The organism is Vibrio sp. 1CM23M (assembly GCF_023161755.1).
GTDB classification, from domain to species: Bacteria; Pseudomonadota; Gammaproteobacteria; order Enterobacterales; family Vibrionaceae; genus Vibrio; species Vibrio coralliirubri.
In genome coordinates, this window is record NZ_JALNTR010000002.1 from 133,451 (window position 1) to 150,911 (window position 17,461).

At 44.0% G+C, this 17,461-nt stretch carries 12 protein-coding genes; all 12 read right to left on the reverse strand.

The annotated features are described in order from the left end of the window. Positions 1–27 precede the first annotated feature (27 nt). The 12 genes from MSG35_RS05910 to MSG35_RS05965 all read right to left on the reverse strand — a co-directional run bounded on the left by MSG35_RS05910 (position 28) and on the right by MSG35_RS05965 (position 17,444). Positions 28–1,071, reverse strand: coding sequence for a two-component system response regulator (locus MSG35_RS05910; RefSeq protein WP_248383336.1), 1,044 nt, complete (start codon positions 1,069–1,071; stop codon positions 28–30). Positions 1,072–1,407: 336 nt separating this feature from the next. Continuing rightward, positions 1,408–2,073 (reverse strand): AarF/UbiB family protein, encoded by a 666-nt coding sequence (locus MSG35_RS05915; protein WP_248383338.1) that lies wholly within the window; start codon positions 2,071–2,073, stop codon positions 1,408–1,410. An 82-nt stretch (positions 2,074–2,155) separates the two neighbouring features. Further along, entirely contained in the window at positions 2,156–5,548 is a 3,393-nt protein-coding gene (gene tssM / locus MSG35_RS05920) for a type VI secretion system membrane subunit TssM (protein ID WP_248383340.1), read from the reverse strand. A 2-nt stretch (positions 5,549–5,550) separates the two neighbouring features. Then, positions 5,551–6,753 (reverse strand): type IVB secretion system protein IcmH/DotU, encoded by a 1,203-nt coding sequence (gene icmH / locus MSG35_RS05925; RefSeq protein ID WP_248383342.1) that lies wholly within the window; start codon positions 6,751–6,753, stop codon positions 5,551–5,553. After that, a complete protein-coding gene (gene tssK / locus MSG35_RS05930; RefSeq protein WP_048606919.1) occupies positions 6,753–8,084 on the reverse strand; it encodes a type VI secretion system baseplate subunit TssK in 1,332 nt (443 codons plus the stop codon). Before tssK ends, icmH begins: the two co-directional genes overlap by 1 nt. A 41-nt stretch (positions 8,085–8,125) precedes the next feature. Beyond that, positions 8,126–8,614 carry a type VI secretion system lipoprotein TssJ gene (gene tssJ, locus MSG35_RS05935; protein ID WP_050621123.1) on the reverse strand — a complete coding sequence of 163 codons (489 nt, stop codon included), beginning with the start codon at positions 8,612–8,614 and terminating at the stop codon, positions 8,126–8,128. Next, positions 8,611–9,561: an FHA domain-containing protein gene (locus tag MSG35_RS05940; RefSeq protein WP_102501095.1), complete on the reverse strand. Its 951-nt coding sequence runs from the start codon at positions 9,559–9,561 to the stop codon at positions 8,611–8,613. The genes tssJ and MSG35_RS05940 overlap by 4 nt, the downstream gene beginning before the upstream one ends. Positions 9,562–9,564: 3 nt before the next feature. Beyond that, the gene (locus tag MSG35_RS05945) at positions 9,565–10,293 is read right to left on the reverse strand and encodes a transporter substrate-binding domain-containing protein (RefSeq protein WP_248383344.1); all 729 of its coding nucleotides are present in this window, start codon (positions 10,291–10,293) and stop codon (positions 9,565–9,567) included. Next, positions 10,280–11,278, reverse strand: coding sequence for an ABC transporter substrate-binding protein (locus MSG35_RS05950; protein WP_248383345.1), 999 nt, complete (start codon positions 11,276–11,278; stop codon positions 10,280–10,282). The genes MSG35_RS05945 and MSG35_RS05950 overlap by 14 nt, the downstream gene beginning before the upstream one ends. Continuing rightward, positions 11,275–13,842, reverse strand: a complete 2,568-nt coding sequence (locus tag MSG35_RS05955; protein ID WP_248383347.1) for an MFS transporter — start codon at positions 13,840–13,842, stop codon at positions 11,275–11,277. The genes MSG35_RS05950 and MSG35_RS05955 overlap by 4 nt, the downstream gene beginning before the upstream one ends. 9 nt (positions 13,843–13,851) lie before the next feature. After that, the gene (tssH, locus tag MSG35_RS05960) at positions 13,852–16,464 is read right to left on the reverse strand and encodes a type VI secretion system ATPase TssH (RefSeq protein ID WP_248383348.1); all 2,613 of its coding nucleotides are present in this window, start codon (positions 16,462–16,464) and stop codon (positions 13,852–13,854) included. Between the two features lie 47 nt (positions 16,465–16,511). Next, a complete protein-coding gene (locus MSG35_RS05965; protein ID WP_248383350.1) occupies positions 16,512–17,444 on the reverse strand; it encodes a type VI secretion system baseplate subunit TssG in 933 nt (310 codons plus the stop codon). Positions 17,445–17,461: the final 17 nt, after the last annotated feature.

The window sequence follows — 17,461 nt, forward strand, 5'->3', positions numbered from 1 at the left end:
GCCTGTATTGATAAAGTACCAGCGAACTTAGTGTTCTTGTTCATCAGTAAAAGAGTCTTTGATAGTGAGCATTTCATCGAGCTTACTAATGAAAATAGGAACCAAGTTAGGATCAAAGTGATGGCCAGCTTGCTCTTGTATTAACTCAATCGCTTTTTCAATCCGCCAAGCTTTCTTGTATGGGCGTTCGCTGGTGAGGGCATCGAATACATCTGCTATTGCAACAATACGTGCACTTAGAGGGATGTCTTCGCCTGATAGCTTATGAGGGTAGCCGCTGCCATCCCATTTCTCATGGTGATAAAGAGCGATCTCTTGGGCGAGTTTTAGCAATTTAGAGTCGTTGTCTCCAATAATATCCCCGCCGATCGTTACGTGTGTTTGCATGATTGCCCATTCATCCGCATCAAGCTTGCCAGGTTTACCTAATATGCAGTCAGGAATACCGATTTTTCCAATATCGTGCATCGGAGCTGCTTGGAATAACAACTCCACCCACTCTTCACTGACGTCTAACTGCTGAGCCAGAATCTTTGAGTAGTAACTCATTCTTACAACGTGCATTCCGGTTTCATTATCCTTGTATTCAGCGGCGCGGCCGAGCTTGCGGATTATCTCCAATCGACTCATGGCGAGAGCTTCCGTTCTCTGTCTTACCTTACGAGACAGTGCCAAGTTTTGGTCATACAGAGAGATATGTGTGACAACGCGAGCTTTCACGATAGCGGGGCTGACTGGTTTAGTGATGTAATCAACAGCACCGAGTTCAAAGCCTTTCTGTTCGTCTACTACATCCGTCTTAGCTGTCACAAAGATAACGGGGATGTCAGAAGTGACAGGGTTACTTTTAAGTCGGCGGCATACTTCATAACCGTCCATCACAGGCATCATGATATCGAGAAGAATGAGATGAGGCTTTGGGTGAGTAGAAGCAATTTTTAGCGCTTTTTCTCCGGATGTCGCAGCCTTAATTTTAAAGTCGTCGTTCAGGATCCCTGAGAGGGTATGTATGTTGTCCGGAATGTCATCAACAACCAGAATGATCGGTTTATCTGTCGTAATTTGATTCATTTTTCGTCCCTAAAAAATTTAATCAGATTGCTATGTTTTATATTAATAAAGCGTAGTGGAATTTGGCGGAAATGCATGATTTCAGAAGGGTTAATTGTTGGTTTTGGAATCTTAAAAAATAATGGCGCGCCTTTTTATTAATAGATATTTTATATGTTAAGCGTTACTTAACAAAGAACAACTAAATGGATTGTGTCGTAGTGCGATCAAGGTTGAATAGTTCAGGTTCTCGTTTGCTAACACTGAATCATTCAGAGTTACTTAGTCGTTCAATTAGCGTTTCAAATCTATTGTGGACTTGCTACAGGGGAAAACATGCGATGCTGAATATCGGGCTTATCTATGCTGTTTCAGTAGAACCTGATACCGACTGGGCAGATCCGTTTCATCTAACTGTTCTTCCAGCATGACTGCAAGCGCGAACCAATCGTCTAGCCTACTTGTTACTGAATCAAGCATCGCGTATCGAAGTGTGTAGCTTTCAAAGCGAAGTGCAGTACGTTCAGTTCCCATTTTAGTGACGGAGCCAAAGTCGATGAGTTGAGCTTGTCCTTGTGGGTTGAGCACGATATTGGATGGCTTAATATCTCCATGAACAAAACCAAGAGTATGGATTCGGTTGATGGCCGATTCTAAAGTGCTAAGCCATTGAGAGGGCATATCGGCATTGATATTTGATCTGTTTTGAATTTCCAGCAGTGTGTTACCACTCAAGTGAGAAAGCACGAGGCAGTCAGTCTGATGACAAGAAAAGTAATCACAATAGGCAGGCCAAATATCGTTTGTGCCGGAACTTGTACAGGAACCTGTATTGGAATGAAGAAACTCCGCTTCCTGTTTTAAAAAGTGGCGGTGCTTGAGCTCTTTAGCATATTTGATGGTCACCAGTCCCCAACTAGAGTGCTGGGCTTGGAAAACTCGTAGACTTAAGCGAGTGAGATTAGTGTAGCCATGAGCTTTAAACGCTTGTAGAAGCTTTTCACCTTTCACATCTCCTTTCACGTCTTCTCTGTTTGAAGAGACTATATCCTCTGCAGGCTGAGCTCGCCTTGATAGGCAAGACGAGCTCGTTGGGAAAGCGTTATTAGATCCCACTTGGCAGAGAGAATCCAGAAAAGAAGCCAGGAACAAACGGGTTCGATTGACCTTGAGTCTTGATTGTTAACTTAACTTTGCTGTCGCCGTAAACAAATTCTACCTGAGTGTCTTGTGCAGACGTAAAGTTCACATTTGGTTCGAATAAGCGGAACCAACTCCATGTGCCTTTCACGGTGTTCTGCCCAATTGTAGAGTCCTGCGCATTGAGTTGAACGCCTAGCTTCTCGATAAACTTCGCGTCACCTTGCCACGATTGTTGGCTCCAAAGTGTTGGCCCATGTCGATAGGTAAAGATCGGCTTATCTGAAATGATCGAAAACTCCGTGATGTTGGGCGTCATATCGACGGCTTTCAACTGGAAGTTAATCAGGATATTGGATGGATCGGCTAAGAATAGGGCGCTCTTTATATCAGCAGCCTTATCCATCATTGTCCAAACATCAGGTGTGATCGACAAGCCCGTACCTGGAAGTAGTCCCGGCAAGTAAGGCGCTTCGTCGCTGTCTTTTACGAATCCATTTAGGCGAGTTTGAGAGAACTTGTCGACAATCCCGTTCGTCACGAAGAAGGCTTTAACATCGGCCACACTGACATCCGATTTGGACTTTCGGTTGAACGGATAGAATGAAGCTAAACGCTGTTGATAAGGCTGATAAATTTCATTTGACCAAGCTGTATTCAGGTAGTCATGAGCCAGCGACATTACCGTTTCATTGCTCTGGTGTACCACCTTATTAATCAGCTCTTCAGCGACTTCTAAATGACTGTTGGATAGGCTGGATAGTGAAGCAATAGGGTTACCAGCTTGCAACGTAACGGACAGCGTATCAAAGGCGACCTTTTGTGGCTCCTTAGTTTCGTAAAACTTGTCTCCCCACTTTTTAGCATTGATAAACGCCGTAAGAACGTTATCTATTGGCTTCTTACCTTGGTCATTGGCCGATACCTGTTTCTTGTACGCTTGGAAGCTAAGAGATATCTGGCGAGCAGACTCCTTCTTGTCAGGATCTTGAATCGGCATGCTTGCAGGATCTTGCTCTTTGTCATCCTTCGCAGGGATTTCAAGCTCCACATAGGTGTATTTAGCGATGGTTGAATACAAGCTGACGAGCGGGTTATTGCTTGCTTCCGACAGGCTCGTTAATGCGCTTTTCAGTTGTGTAGGATTAGCCACTTCTTTGACTTCGACATTACGAACTAAATCACGCCAATAGTTGATGTAATCATTCTGGTAAGTTTGCTTTAACTCTCGACTGATTCGATGCAGCTCCAGTGCGCTAGGGTAAGCCCCTGCGACGCCTTCATAAGACTGTAAAGCGGATTTTAGAGTAGGGGAATTCACCGATAAATCGAGTTGGTTAAACCCCGTCGGGGTAAAGATATACGGAACCAAGTAGCCTGCGTAACTCGGTGAAAACTGAAGCACTGAGCCGAAATTGTCACCGAGCTCACCGCGAATATCGACGCGCTTAGCATAGGCCGTAGAACTCTGAATGTGTTCGTACAGCAGGGTTTCAATGCCCGTTTGCGTGATGACTTTCTTCGCTAGACTTTCTAAATCATGATTCGATTTTACTGGCGTCAGGTTACGAGCAAAGATGTCATTGAGCAGTACGTCAAGCTGAGCGATGTTGACGCTATCTGCTTCGCCTTGGTCTTGGAGCGTGCGAATGTAGTAGTTCTTGAGCTCTTGGACGTTGGTTCTGTCTTTGCTAAACAACAGACGATAGTTGTTTAACAGAGATAGCGTCTGAGATTGATCCTCAAGGTTTACATACACAAACAGGTCTTTCTCTAGCGTGTTTTCCATTGAAGGAATCAGGACTTGTTGTAGCTCGGTGAAATAGGCTTCTTCGACTTCTTCCTTGATGCTCGGATTTGGCATAAACGGCAGGCTGTACCAAGGCTCTGGCTGCTTGTAGAGGTTATAGATACGCTGTAGTGAGAATAGGTTGGGGATATTGTCAGCCATATTCTCGATGTCATAAGGCGATGCCGATATCGCCTCTTTATAGCGCTCAAGCATGATATCCGCTCTGGTTTCACGTTGATTCTGGAAATCAAAATCAAACTTAATCACCAGCAACACGGCGGCGAGCAAGGCAATCCAAGATAGGGTGAAAACGACTTGGTTAACGAGCAGAGTGTTCTCTTTGCGTTTGTTGACGCCGACCAGCTCATGTTCCGATAGGATCACGTGAGTCATTAGGTATTGAGCAAATAAGGTTTGGTTAACCGGGATTTGCTCGTTTTGTTGATAATGCTCGTGACCTACTGAGTAAGAGACAGCGCTCGCCAATAAATCTGACTGCGCTGAACTTTGTCCATCATGCGTGAAGTAAAAGCCGCGGAATTGCAGAGCATCACTAAGTTGTTCTCCTCTGTATAAACGATTGAGGAACAACCAAAGATTCTGCTTTAATAATCCAAACTGGAAAGGGGCACTGGCTATGGAGTTGCGATAATCTTGATTGAGTTGTCCGGCAAGCGCATTGCTCATATTAGCAATCAGCTCGCTGATTAAGTGATCATACTCATCGTTAAACCAGTCTGCATCGATCCCACCGTGTTTAGAGTAAGGCGCGGTGGCACCAAACACTTCGTCTCTTTTGGATTCATCAAACGCTGAGAAGAACTGACAAAAGTCGCTGATGCTACCCATATTCGAGACAACATTATAAATCGGTAAGCTGACCCCAAATGTTTGATTAAAAGTCTTAATGGTCGATTTAAGCTCATCAGCTTGCTGTGTAATTTGCTCATTGTTTTCTAATAACGAGGAAACATCGGTGGTAAGCAATAAGCCATTGGCGGCTTGTCTTGGTCGCCACGCAGTTAACGACTGACACAGTGTTTTCAGGTACTCAGGGTGTTGGTCTTCTCCCATACTGATAGAAACCAAAATCGAGTGCTCACTGACCCAAAACAGGATTGGGAATTCAATGTCATTGCCGAAGTCATCGAGCTTATACGCTTCATAACCCATTTGAGTGATGATGCTTTTGTCCTTATTCGGGTTCTGACTTAGCAGTAGATAGATTGGTTGGTCGTAACGGCTGGTTAAGCGAGTTTTACGTTTCTGCCCACTGATCATTCGCTTGAAATGACTGGCTAGTTGCTTTTGTCGCTTCTGAATCAATTCTTTATCTAATGACTCTTCTTGTGATTTTGCGCTGCGATTGATCAGCACCCAGTAACAAATGAAGCCGATAAGCGTGGATATAATGGCGATAGTGGCCAGCGCCCACACCAAATAAGCATTGAGTGGTGTTAGCAAAATAACGCTAGAGGCGACGGTAAAAAAGGCGACAGAGGCTAGGGCTGAAATGCCTACTGTTTTCTTAACGTTGCCTGACTTGTTTGATTTGGCATCCGGCATAATCAGTTAGACTCTTCCTTGTTTAAGTCATGCGCAGAAGTGCGAACAATAATGGCATTGACTTGGTCGTTTTCTACGTACCAAGCTTTGGTTGTTCTCGCTTCTTCTGAGGTGTTGGCTCTTAATATCACACGATAGTATTTCTTGTAAGGTGAGATTATTGGCTCATAAGCTGACGGAGATAGATTTTTGATGAAAGCTTGGGCATTTTTCTTACTTGAGAACGTCGCGAGTTGAACCAACCAATTGGCTGAGCTTGGCGTGAAGTTAGTCATTTTTTCTGCTTCTACCGCGTCAACTTTACTCGCGTGACGAGGAGGATTTTCCAAATCGTTATCTTGGCTGATGAAGACAATGTCTTTGATTTCTCCAGATAGAACGTAGCGTTGGCTAAAGTTCGGCAAAAAGGTGAAATCACGCGATCGCTGTGCGTGGGTTTTGTTGTACCAGAACTCTGTTAAACCAATACTGGTTGCTATCAAACAAAAGAAAAACAAGCTGGTAATGAAGTAACGCTTACGTCTTGTCGGTTTTCTTACGTCAGGTAGCTTTACCTTCGTGCGGCAGTGAACGCCACTGGCGGTACGATATTGACTGATGGTTTGTTCTAGTTGGTGGACGAATGCTTTTAACTGTTCTGCACCGCCTTCACGATATTGGCCTTTGAATCCAATATTGATGAAGAGGTAGATAATCTCCAGAAGATCGATCAGTTTGTGTGGCTGTCTTGCTGCTTTTTCAGCAACAGAAAAGAACAGTTCACCACCATTACGCATGCCAAACAGCTCGCTAAGCAGTGTTTTGTTTTCCCAGCCGCGTTTTTCTCCCCATTCGGTGTAGATGATGAACTCATCGATGACTACGGCATACAAAAAGCAAAGTTTATCGATAACGGCAATAGGGTAGGTAAGCTCAGTGGCTTGAGCTTTTATATCGTTAATGCCCTGAATAAACTGCTCTCGGAAAACGGTTAAATCTTCAGGTTCAGACAGCGTTGAGATCTTGAGTGTTTTGGTCAGTAAATCACTACTGATGTTGATCAGTTGATTCTCTGCCTTATCAAAGTGACGCAGAAACTCTTCTTGGGTGTTGGTGGAGTGCACCGCAACTAATTTAGACAAAGCTTGGTCAGACTCTGTATTCACAGAGCCTTTTGATGCTTTATCTATGACCAGTGTTTCTTCGTCTAAATAATCCATGGCCATTATCTCAACGCGTATAGAACGACTTCGAGAGCGGGTATGCGAGCGTCGACGTGCAGCGCAATCGCATCACGCGTATCGAGCATATCCAACCAATTCCGGTCTTTGGTATCGACTTCAAAATAAGCGACACCTTGCATCGGTTTCAGCTCACTCGGTGCGATAGGCAGTGGCGTTAAAGATATACCTGAAAGCGAGCTTCGAACGAGTTCCACAATTTTGTTGTTACTGCTGAGCTTCGCGGAAATAGGGAACAGTTCATTTAGCTCTGTACTGCTGATGTCGGATTTAACACTCAGAACGAAACGGCGGTTATAAACGCTGCTTGGATCTTTGATTAACGTGCGAAGTAGACGGCGTTTCTCAAACAGAGAGATATCCCATTTGAACTCGATGACTGAATCTTGTTGAACCAGTGTGAGTAGGTTTCGTAGACTCGAAAACAGCGGGTTAAAGTTGTCATAGAGCTTGTCATATTTTAGAGGCTGACACTCACCTGGAATCGCTGGTGTTAACGCCATGACTTGAGCTTCAAACTGTTTTAGCTTCGAATACAGTTCGTGGGTCGGGTACTTGGTGTTGCTGATGGTCAACTCAAACCACGGTAGCCATGTGTTGAGAGTTTGCAGCCATAGAAAATCTTGCATCATAGACTGAGGGCTTTTTTGACCTTGGCCAGCTTCAATGCGTTTTAAAAGGTTTTGAGCTCGGTTGCTTACCAGCGCGTGGATCTCTTTGACTCGCTCGCTGAGGAGGGTAGAAGCGCCGTAATGCAAACAAGCAGGGATGAAGGCTCTATCAAGCATGACTTCGTCTGAGTCGCTGATTTCTAAAATCTTAGCCACTGGAATTAGGGTAAAGCCAGAGGTGTCTTCTCCCGCGAATTTGAGCCCGATATTCAGCTGAGCTACGTCGACTTCGACACTGGCGTTTTCGGAGGTAGAAGTATCGAATACATTGATTGAACGGGTGATGTAACGACTCTGTTCTTGGCCATCTTCGCTGTAGTCATTATTGCCTTGCAAAGAGATTGGCAGAGCAAGATAAACGATAGTTTCAATGGTGCCTTGCGGAATATCGACAACAATCTCTTGCTTGAGGTTGAATTGGGTTCCATCGGGGAAAACACCTGAACAGCTCGGTATAGACAGCTTACCGATCTTTAAGAGATCGTGGTTAAGCACTAGCTCGGTGATGCCAAAGAAAGGGGCAAAACCAGCCAGTGTTTCAATGTTCTGACGAATGTAGTTTTGCACATAGCGATCTTGCTGCTGAAAGTGCTGAGGGGCAATAAACATCCCTTCTTGCCACACTACTTTTTTGAAAGCGTCCACGTAAAATCCTTTTCTATTATTTTTATATATTGGCTTTTTTATTAAAAGATTTGCCACCAGCTCGAGTCAGGCTGTATCACGGCTAACTCTGCTTTCTTCCCTGTAATCGTTAACTCTAAGGTTTGCTCTGGATCTGAAGGCATAATCAAAACGGTCTTGGTTGTGCCATTCTGGTAATCAGCGAATTCGACCAGAGCTGCAATGTATTGCGTGTTCTTGTTGATGTCTAACGTCAGCTTTTGCTCTGAGTTAGGCAGTACTATCGGTAACACCTGTTTTGAAACTAAGTTTGCCGCCAATAGCTGCAAGTCATTGTTGTACAAATCAATAAACGGCAGCTGTTTGAACAGCTGTTGATCCGTAAGTTGGTAAAGCCTAACCACAACTGGGTTTGCTTGGTCGTCGTTGTATTGGTTGACGGTCGCATCAGCTTTAACGGTCAACGAATATTGAGTGACAACAGGAGCTGGGTCCGATGAAGAACATGCTGTGATCAGTAAACAAAGCGATAAGAGTATGAGGCGTTTCATTCTCTTTCCTCACTTTGCTTCTGCATGTTCTCCATAAACAACGCTTTGAATTGACGTCTGAAATCTCCGTTGTCTTGTCGGTGTTGGAAGTGTTTACGGTAGATCTTCCAATACTTTTTATCTTTGTTGGTAAAAATGCCGCTACTGACATATTCACTAAACTGGCTCTCAAGCTGCTTTGGTGCGAACTCATTTAAGAACTGATCAACAGTTTGTTCTAGGGCATCGAACAGCGCTTTTTGTTGAAGCTGAGGATTCTGTAAGTATTGTTGGTTCTTTTCGGTCAGCGTGATGAGCTTGTCGATTGACTCTTCAATGCGAGTATTGTTCTCAACATTGACTGGCAGATATTCTAACTCTGCAGAAGAGAGCGTGTTGTTATCGGCGTGAGAGATTTCGTCTACTTCAATGTTCGGTATGACTTTGTCATCGTCTAAATCTTCAAATGGATCAGATGAAAAGGGGTCGTCACTCAGAACATTCTTTGAAGAGAAATTCGAGGTCTTCTGAACGATTGCAACTTCTGGTGAGTCATCTAAAAAGTCAGTATCGCTGTCATCAAGCTTTAAGTTAAAAGGTTCTATAAAAGTTTCATCCTGTGTGGTGTTATTGGCCGCGTTGACTTTTGGATCACTCAATAAGCTAATCAGCAGTGTATAGCCACCAAGTTTGATGATGTCGCCGTCGGTAATGACGTACTCTTTCTCTTTTGCCAACGACTTGTCGTTTAGCGATACGCCGTTGTTACTTATGTCTTTAATCACGTAACCACGATCTGTCGGGTAGAGTTGACAATGAGTTCTAGAGATCCATTTTGATTGATCGGGTAGCGCAATATCACATGACGGAGAACGACCTAAGCTTCCGCCACTTTCGGGCAGATACGTCACTCTAGAGGAAACAACCTCTTCAGCAGGTACAGAAATCATGTGGACACTGATGGACAATGGCTACTCCTTGCACTTGGATATGGCTGAATTAAAACTGTCTAAGAAACCCGAATAGGTTTTAAGGAATCGATTCGAAAAATAGACCCCCATATCCTTGGTATCCAAATTCGTCGAATTGAAGTAATCGAGTGGTAAAGAGGCTTTGTTCAATTCTCTTTTAAAGACCAACTCATCTTCTAAAACAACATCAATTTCCCTTTGTTTTAAAAGTCTTAGTAATACTTTAGCATCTCGTGGCTGCTTAACGACGTTAAATCCATTACGTTTTAGCCAAAACCATTTGTTTGAGCCAAATTTGGCAGAAAAGTTAAGGTTTAACTTTGACAATTCATCAACCTTCGGCTCCACTCCTGGGCCAAAATACCAATTCAACGTCTGTTTTGCGATGGGTGCTGAGAGCGTAGCGTATTCATCACGCTCAGAAGTTTTAGTGGCGACGAAAAAGCCGTGTTGGCTACCGCTATGCACGCGCAGTTGTGCGTCCGACCAGGTTGTCATAGTGAGTTGGTAAGGCTGTCCCATTATACCTAAGGCACATTTAACCTTGTCCAAAGCAATTCCTTGCATTGCCGCGTTTTCGTAACTTTGGTAAGGCGGCCAATCTTGTGTGGTCAGCATTAGGCGAGATGGCCCAATTTTTACTTGAGCAGAGACACTCATCGACCAAAACGTCGAGATGAGTAGGGTGACTAACGATAGTCTGATGGTAGAGGCTCTAGTTAACGTCATTAGAGTGTCCTATCACTTCAGAAATCTTCAAAATAGACACTGGCGGGTAATAGTCGAGCTTGTGTGCAGCCTCGATATTAACAATATAGGAATATTGGCTTAGTGATTCTATTGGGATGTCTGAAGCTTTTTGAGTTCCTTTCAATATGTTCTTCGCTTTGTATCCAGCGAATTGACCAACATTGTAGTAACGGCTGACAATGCCAAACAGGGCCTTATGTTTTCTTATCGGACTCTCGGTCGCCGAAAAAGTAGGTATACCTGCGGAATGTAGCCCCGATACGACTTCCCCACCTTGGGTGATAATGTATGAATCCGGGGGTAAATAAGCCATATCGATACCATCACGTTTCATATTGTTTATCGTGATGTTAATTAAGTCGCTGTTTGACTTGGTTTTATCAATGTTTAATGGATACAACATAACACGCTTGTTATAAATTTCCGACAACTCCATCATTTTATTTGCGGTGATAATCGAATTATTTTCGTCAGCGTTATATATAACCCCAAGGCTTGAAATGTTATTGAGCTTCTCTATCGCTTTAAACTGTATTTCATGGGGTACGATGTGCGATACACCAGTGAAATTTCTGTCTGTTGAAGATAGATCAGTGATTAACTTAGAACCCACAGGGTCGGTCACGATACTGAATACAACCGGCGTCGTGTTGTTTATTCTAAACTCGCTAGGTTCTGTATAAGTTCCTAATAAATTCAATGTTATAGTGGTACCAAATGAATAAATGAGGTCGGCTTCTTTATATTCTATATCTCGAATATGTTGTTTGAGCTGAGCTTTATCTCGGTTTGCATCAAGAACGGTAAATCTCACATCAATATGTTGGGATAAATAATCCATGAAGCCTTGTTCAGCATCCGTTACTCCTCGCCATAATAAAAGAATGACGTGTTTTTCATCGCTTTTAGCAAATGAAGATGGGGACATTAAAATAAAGCTAAGAACGAGCACTATAAATCTCATGATTGAACCCCTAGCTTCTGTTTATCAGACTTCAGGAATATCGAGAAAAACACAATTAAACTAAAGGAACTCGCGAGGAGCGACGCGCCAAATATAAGAATAGTTTGGTCGTAACCGAAGATACTCAAACAAACCCCAGCCAGCATTGGCCCCGCGATATTGCCGATACGCTCTGTAAGTCTGAATATACCGATGATTTTTCCCTTCTCGATGCCCTGACCAGACAGGAGGTCGATGACCAAAGGTATTTGTGGAGAAACACAGATGCCGTGTGCGATACCAATAATGATTACGATAAGTAGCAACCCTAATGTGCCTTGGAAGAAGTAGAAGTTGAGCAACGCAAGGGATGAAAGCAAACCACCAATAAAAATGAAGGCCATTTTGTTTTTAAGCTTATCCACTAAGATCGCGCTTAATGGTGAAATTAATATGATCGCGAGGCCATACGCCATAATCACCCGTCCAGAAACAGAGCTGCTTTCGCCTAGGAATTGCAGATAGACGGGGCAGATGTAGTAGAGGAAGCCTGTCAGTACGATCTTCGCCGGTATCGCACTGAATATCGTAATTAATGCAAAATACTTATTACTTAATAGCAGCTTAAAGTCTTTCAGCTGAACGGGTTTACTCGCGTTGCTGGTAGTCGACTTTTCAAAGAACACATAGACCAGCAAGACACTCAATGTTGCCAACAGTCCTGCGAGCATAAATGTTTCTGAATATCCAAGTTTCTCGGCGAGGATCCCGCCAATAGCGGCGCCACATAAAGAGCCAGAGAAGAATGATGATAAGAAAGTCGCCATTCCTTTGGTGTGATTAGAGTCGTTAGTGGTATCTGATACATAACCTTGTGCTGAAATAAATACGATACCGTAGCCTACAGCGGTAAAAGCTCTAGCTACCAACAAGAGTTCGAGAGATTGAATGAAAGCAGTAGCAACTAAGCCAATACAAGTGATGAGTCCACCTGTCATCAATGAATGCCTTCTGCCTACTTTATCTGACCAGTAACCTGCAAATGGCAGTGAGATAGCCCAGCACAACATGAACAGAGAAATGGGTAAGCTCGTGACTAGGTTTTCAGGGATCCAACCGGTTGTGTTTTCCAGTGAAGAGACGAACCTAGGAAAAAAGGCGAGTGAAGATGCTTCTGAGAACACCAATAAAAACAGCGGTAAACGAATGAATCGAAAGTCTTGCTTATCGATGTCTTGTGATGGTTGAGTCGGGTTTAGCTTGGTAATGGCTTGATTAGTCAGGTTGAGCAGTTTGCCAATTTCGTCGCGCGTAGAGATTTTGGCTAAGTGATTCACGATGTCGCGGTTGACCAGCATGAACACTTTCTTTACCTGATTCCAAGGCGAAATAATCATGAAGTTACACATGAACAGAATGATTTCTGCAACCACGAGGCAAGAGGCGACCAACACGGTAATCATGTCCATGACGCTTTCTTTAAGCAGGTTAATGATCAAGTTGTTGTCGGTAGTGACATTCAGTTGAATTGTGTGGCTGTTGTTGAGTGAGAATGTCGATTCGCGGATAGAAGGGTGATCGACCTGTTCTGCAGGATAACGATAGGAAGTGCCCGATTGTCCTTCAAAGTTAATCGATAGAATCTCGCTATGATGATCAACAAAGAACGCAAATTCGTTTTCTAGACCATGCAGCTTATCGGCAGGAACGCCTTTATCGAGTAGCTCTTTAATCATTTGATTTAAAGAGTCGCCAATCAGGTTGGACTTCTGTTCGAGCTTAACCTCGTAAATCTGTGAAAACTTGTCTAGAGATTGATACGAAACCCCTAGGTTAGCAATGATCGTCAACAGGATAGCAAGAGAGATGATAAACACTGGAAAGTGTTTGTTTTTCAACTTCTCAAACTTAGACAATGAGTTTGGGGATTGCAGTGCCTTGTGAGCTTGGGTGATCGTTGGCAGTAATTCATCCGAATCGGTCGCGGACTCAAATATTGCAGTTGCGCCTTTTACTCGACCGACAATGCCTTTCAATAGGTACTTCAAGGCGACAAAGGCAAACAGGCAAGAGAGTAGTATCCAAATTGCCGAATAGAGGAACTGGAGCTTGAGCAAGAAGGTTTTTTGTTGTTCTAACAGAGTTGTGGAGTAGTAGAGCTTTACTTGCCCCTCAACTAATCCAAAAGAGTTGGTGATATCGAGCGATAGCTGACGGTTATTCTCGTTGTTTTGTTCTCCGGTACCAAACAGTCGTTCTCCAGAGCTTGAGACGACAACTAAGGCGGTAATACCGTCAACGATTTTCAATCGACGATCCAGCATGCCTTGTATGTTCGATATTGCTGAGAGCGGCAAGCCTAAACTGATCGCTTGATTGATATCGTTATGTGTTTCTTCTAATACAATTTCATAGATGGAGTCGGAGGTTTCAGTAAGCCTTTTCTCGAAATTAAAATAGTTTAGCGTTGCATTTAAGGTGATGGAAAACAGCAAAACCGCCATGATAGCAAGCATCAACTTAACCCGAAGTGACAGGTTAATTAATGAAGGTTTGGTCAATGTTTGGCTGGCTTTGCTGTTCATAGTTAAAACCTACTTAATCGATAAATCGAAGTCAGCACTATTGTTGGTTGCGCTAACGGTGACTTGAGTAATAGGTTCGCTTCGGCTTAGCCTTCCAATGCACTCTTCAGCTAATCTCGGCATCAATGAGCGGTTAATGATTTGCTCGACTGCACGGCCACCTGTCGTTGGATCGGTATTACGGTCGACTACGAATTGAATGAAATCTGCGTCCCAAGTAAAGGAAGCTTGATATTGTTCTGCGAGTTTCTTCTTGATTCGATTGAGCGAGATCTCAGTGATTTTCGCTAACTCTTCATCGTTAAGTGGGTAGTAAGGGACAATGGTGGTTCGTCCTAAGAAAGCGGGTTTGAAGTATTGTTGCAAGTCCGGACGAATAGCTTCAAGTAGCTCGTCGTTGTCGATACGGTCGGTGGTTTTAGCACAAACATCACAGATAGCTTGATCAGCTGCGTTCGATGTCATGATGATGATGGTGTTTTTGAAGTCGACGGTTCGGCCTTCACTGTCTTTGATATGGCCTTTATCGAAGATTTGATAGAACAAGTCATGCACGCCAGGGTGCGCTTTTTCCATCTCGTCTAATAGCAGTACTGAGTATGGGTTGCGTCGGATAGCTTCTGTTAATACACCGCCTTCACCAAAGCCGACATAGCCAGCAGGTGATCCGAGTAGCATCGAAATCTTATGCTCCTCTTTAAACTCGGTCATGTTAATAACGGTAAGGTCGTTGCTACCTCCGTACAGTTGCTCCGCAAGTGCCATGGCGGTTTCAGTTTTACCCACACCACTTGGGCCACACATCAGGAACACACCAATCGGTTTACGATTATCGGTTAACCCAGCGCGTGATATGCGAATCGCTTTTGCGAGCTCGTTTTTTGCGACATCTTGACCAATAACTCGAGTATTAAGCTCGTCTTCTAAGGTCAGCAGCTTGGCGATTTCATCACTCATCATGTTGCCAACAGGAATACCGGTCCAATTCGCAATCACTTGAGCAATGGTGTTGTCATCTACCATGGCGTAGACAAGAGGTTCTTCACCTTGCAGGTCGGCCAGTTCAGTACGCAGGGTGTCGAGCTGTTTTTGCTTGTTAGCGTCGACAGCATCTTGCTCTTGTTCTTCAGTGATCTCTTGTTGAACGGATTTGATTTGGTCAACTAACTCAATCTCTTTCTCCCAACGTGTGTAATACGCTGACAATGCTTGTTGGTTTTCTTCAATCGACTGTGTGAGCTCTTTGATCAATTCAGCGCTATTTGAGAACAGTGCATCTTCTTTTTCTAACGCCGACTTCTCGTTTTCTTGGTAACGAATGGTTTGTTCTAACGTTTCCAATACTTCTGGTTTCGCGCCTTGTGTCAGTGCGATTCGTGCACTGGCAGTATCAAGCAGGCTAATCGCTTTGTCTGGCAGTTGGCGACTTGGCAGGTAACGAATCGATAAGTTGACCGCCGCTTCAATCGCGGATTCAGCAATAAAAGCGCCATGGTGAGCTTGCAATGAAGCGGCTACACCACGAAGCATTTGCATTGCATCTTCTGCGTTAGGCTCTTCAATGGTCACGACTTGGAATCGACGTGTCAGGGCAGGATCTTTTTCGAAGTACTTTTTGTATTCCGCCCAAGTTGTCGCGGCGATGGTTTTGAACTCACCACGCGCCAAGGCTGGTTTTAGAAGGTTGGCCGCGTCGTTTTGTCCAGCAGCGCCGCCTGCACCAATAAGGGTGTGGGCTTCATCGATGAAAACGATGATAGGAATCTCAGAGCTTTTCACTTCGTTGATGACGTCTTTTAAGCGGTTTTCAAACTCACCTTTAACGCTCGCACCAGCTTGCAGTAAGCCAAGGTCTAAAGAGTGGATTTGCACGCCTTGTAGAGCACTAGGAACTTCGTCGGCTGCAATTCTTAACGCTAAGCCTTCAACAACAGCGGTTTTACCTACGCCGGGTTCACCGACCATAATCGGGTTGTTTTGGCGTTTACGACACAAGATATCAATCGCTTTTCTTACTTCGGCATTACGGCCAGAAATAGGATCGATATTGCCGTCAATCGCTTGTTGAGTCAGATTTACCGTGTACTTGCTCAGTGCGTCGTTTCCTGCTGGTGTGGTATCGACAGAGCCACCGGCTGAAGGCGTTGCAGAATTACGGGCAATAGGGGTTTTCTTTATCAGACCTTGTAGAGATTCGAGTGAAACACTGCTCAGCGTTTCTAGTTGTAGGGTGCTCACGCCTAACACGTTCTGTTGCATCAGAGCTTGAATAAGATGCAAGCTGACGATTTCGCCATGACCATAGTTGACCGATGCAATCATCCAAGCATCTTTGATTAATTCAGTTAAGCCATGGCTTAGTGTCGGCTGACCTTCGCTGCCTTTTGGAAGCATAGATATTTTTTTGGAAAGCTCATTCACTAAGGCGTCTAATGACAGCTTTTGAGATTCGCACAACGTCATTAGCTTCGGATCTTTTTGGGAAATAAGCTGAAGGATCCAGTGTTCTGTTTCTATCGCTCCAACACCTTGGTTCATCGCCGCGCCCGCAGACGCTTCCAACGCTTGCTTCAGTTCGGGAGATAGCTTTCCTACTAAGTTAGTGAGAGTTACTTGTGTCATAGTCAATTCCTTGTATCTCTATAATCTACACATTCCGTATTTATGAACTACAAAAGCAAAATCTTTACGGTTTCATTGGGGTTACGCTCAGGTGCAAGGTAGTCAATTTCACCTAAACGAGCGGCTATAGAAACCTTGCTTGATAAACGGGGTTTAGTTAAATATGAACGTTTGACGTTCAGATAAATGGCAACAGGCGTACTGTCTTTTAAATAGTGCTGAGTCAAAGACAACACAGCTTTTGCAAATTGGTCATCTTGTTGAATCTCGAGGAACTCATTTCTGTTCTTTGGGGTAACAAAAATACTCAAGTTGTTGAAATGGGCTAAACAAGTTTTGCCGACCAAAAAACCTTGCCCTAAGCGACTGTTAAAATCTCGATTAACACCGATGCGAGTTAACGAGTCGGTCGGTAATAGACGTTGTTCAAATGCCTTGCACTCCACCTCGATGGAGTAAGGGAAGAAGTCATTTAAAATCTTTTTCAGAGTCGTCAGGTTTCGGCTTTGTTGGCTTAGCAGTAGTGAATATTGGAGATACTCTTTGTGCTCTTTTCCAAGCGCAGCAAAGTGATTCAATAATGCTGTTTTCTTTGGGTTTTGCTCACTTTCAACGAGTAGCCAACGTCGAGCATTGGTTCGATAGGTGATTTCAAAGTGTCGTTGATTAAATACGTCCAGAAAATCTTGCAGCGAATGATCTTCATTGTGGATCGCGGCTAACAACTCTTCGTAAATGTAATTAGGTATCACGCCTTTAACGCCCGAAAGCGCTTGTTTTGCTAATCTGAGTTTGGCTTTGTTTCCCTTTAACGAGAAGTATTGGATCTCTTGAGGGTTGCCAGTCGGCATCGCCTCCGATTTCAATTGGATCTGTATCGGCGCGCTACTTTGGGACTGAAGCTGCTCCAATAGCCTCATTGCTTGAGAGAAGTCGTACTTTTCAGGCAGAGCGGCTAGGTCTTCGATGAAAGGCTTCATATATCCCCCTTACAGTC

What these genes read in the sequence shown, in the direction of transcription:
- MSG35_RS05965 (WP_248383350.1), bottom strand. Translation starts at nt 17,444, where the DNA reads ATGAAGCCTTTCATCGAAGACCTAGCCGCTCTGCCTGAAAAGTACGAC.
- tssJ (WP_050621123.1), bottom strand. Translation starts at nt 8,614, where the DNA reads ATGAAACGCCTCATACTCTTATCGCTTTGTTTACTGATCACAGCATGT.
- tssM (WP_248383340.1), bottom strand. Translation starts at nt 5,548, where the DNA reads ATGCCGGATGCCAAATCAAACAAGTCAGGCAACGTTAAGAAAACAGTA.
- MSG35_RS05910 (WP_248383336.1), bottom strand. Translation starts at nt 1,071, where the DNA reads ATGAATCAAATTACGACAGATAAACCGATCATTCTGGTTGTTGATGAC.
- icmH (WP_248383342.1), bottom strand. Translation starts at nt 6,753, where the DNA reads ATGGCCATGGATTATTTAGACGAAGAAACACTGGTCATAGATAAAGCA.
- MSG35_RS05955 (WP_248383347.1), bottom strand. Translation starts at nt 13,842, where the DNA reads ATGAACAGCAAAGCCAGCCAAACATTGACCAAACCTTCATTAATTAAC.
- MSG35_RS05945 (WP_248383344.1), bottom strand. Translation starts at nt 10,293, where the DNA reads ATGACGTTAACTAGAGCCTCTACCATCAGACTATCGTTAGTCACCCTA.
- MSG35_RS05950 (WP_248383345.1), bottom strand. Translation starts at nt 11,278, where the DNA reads ATGAGATTTATAGTGCTCGTTCTTAGCTTTATTTTAATGTCCCCATCT.
- tssH (WP_248383348.1), bottom strand. Translation starts at nt 16,464, where the DNA reads ATGACACAAGTAACTCTCACTAACTTAGTAGGAAAGCTATCTCCCGAA.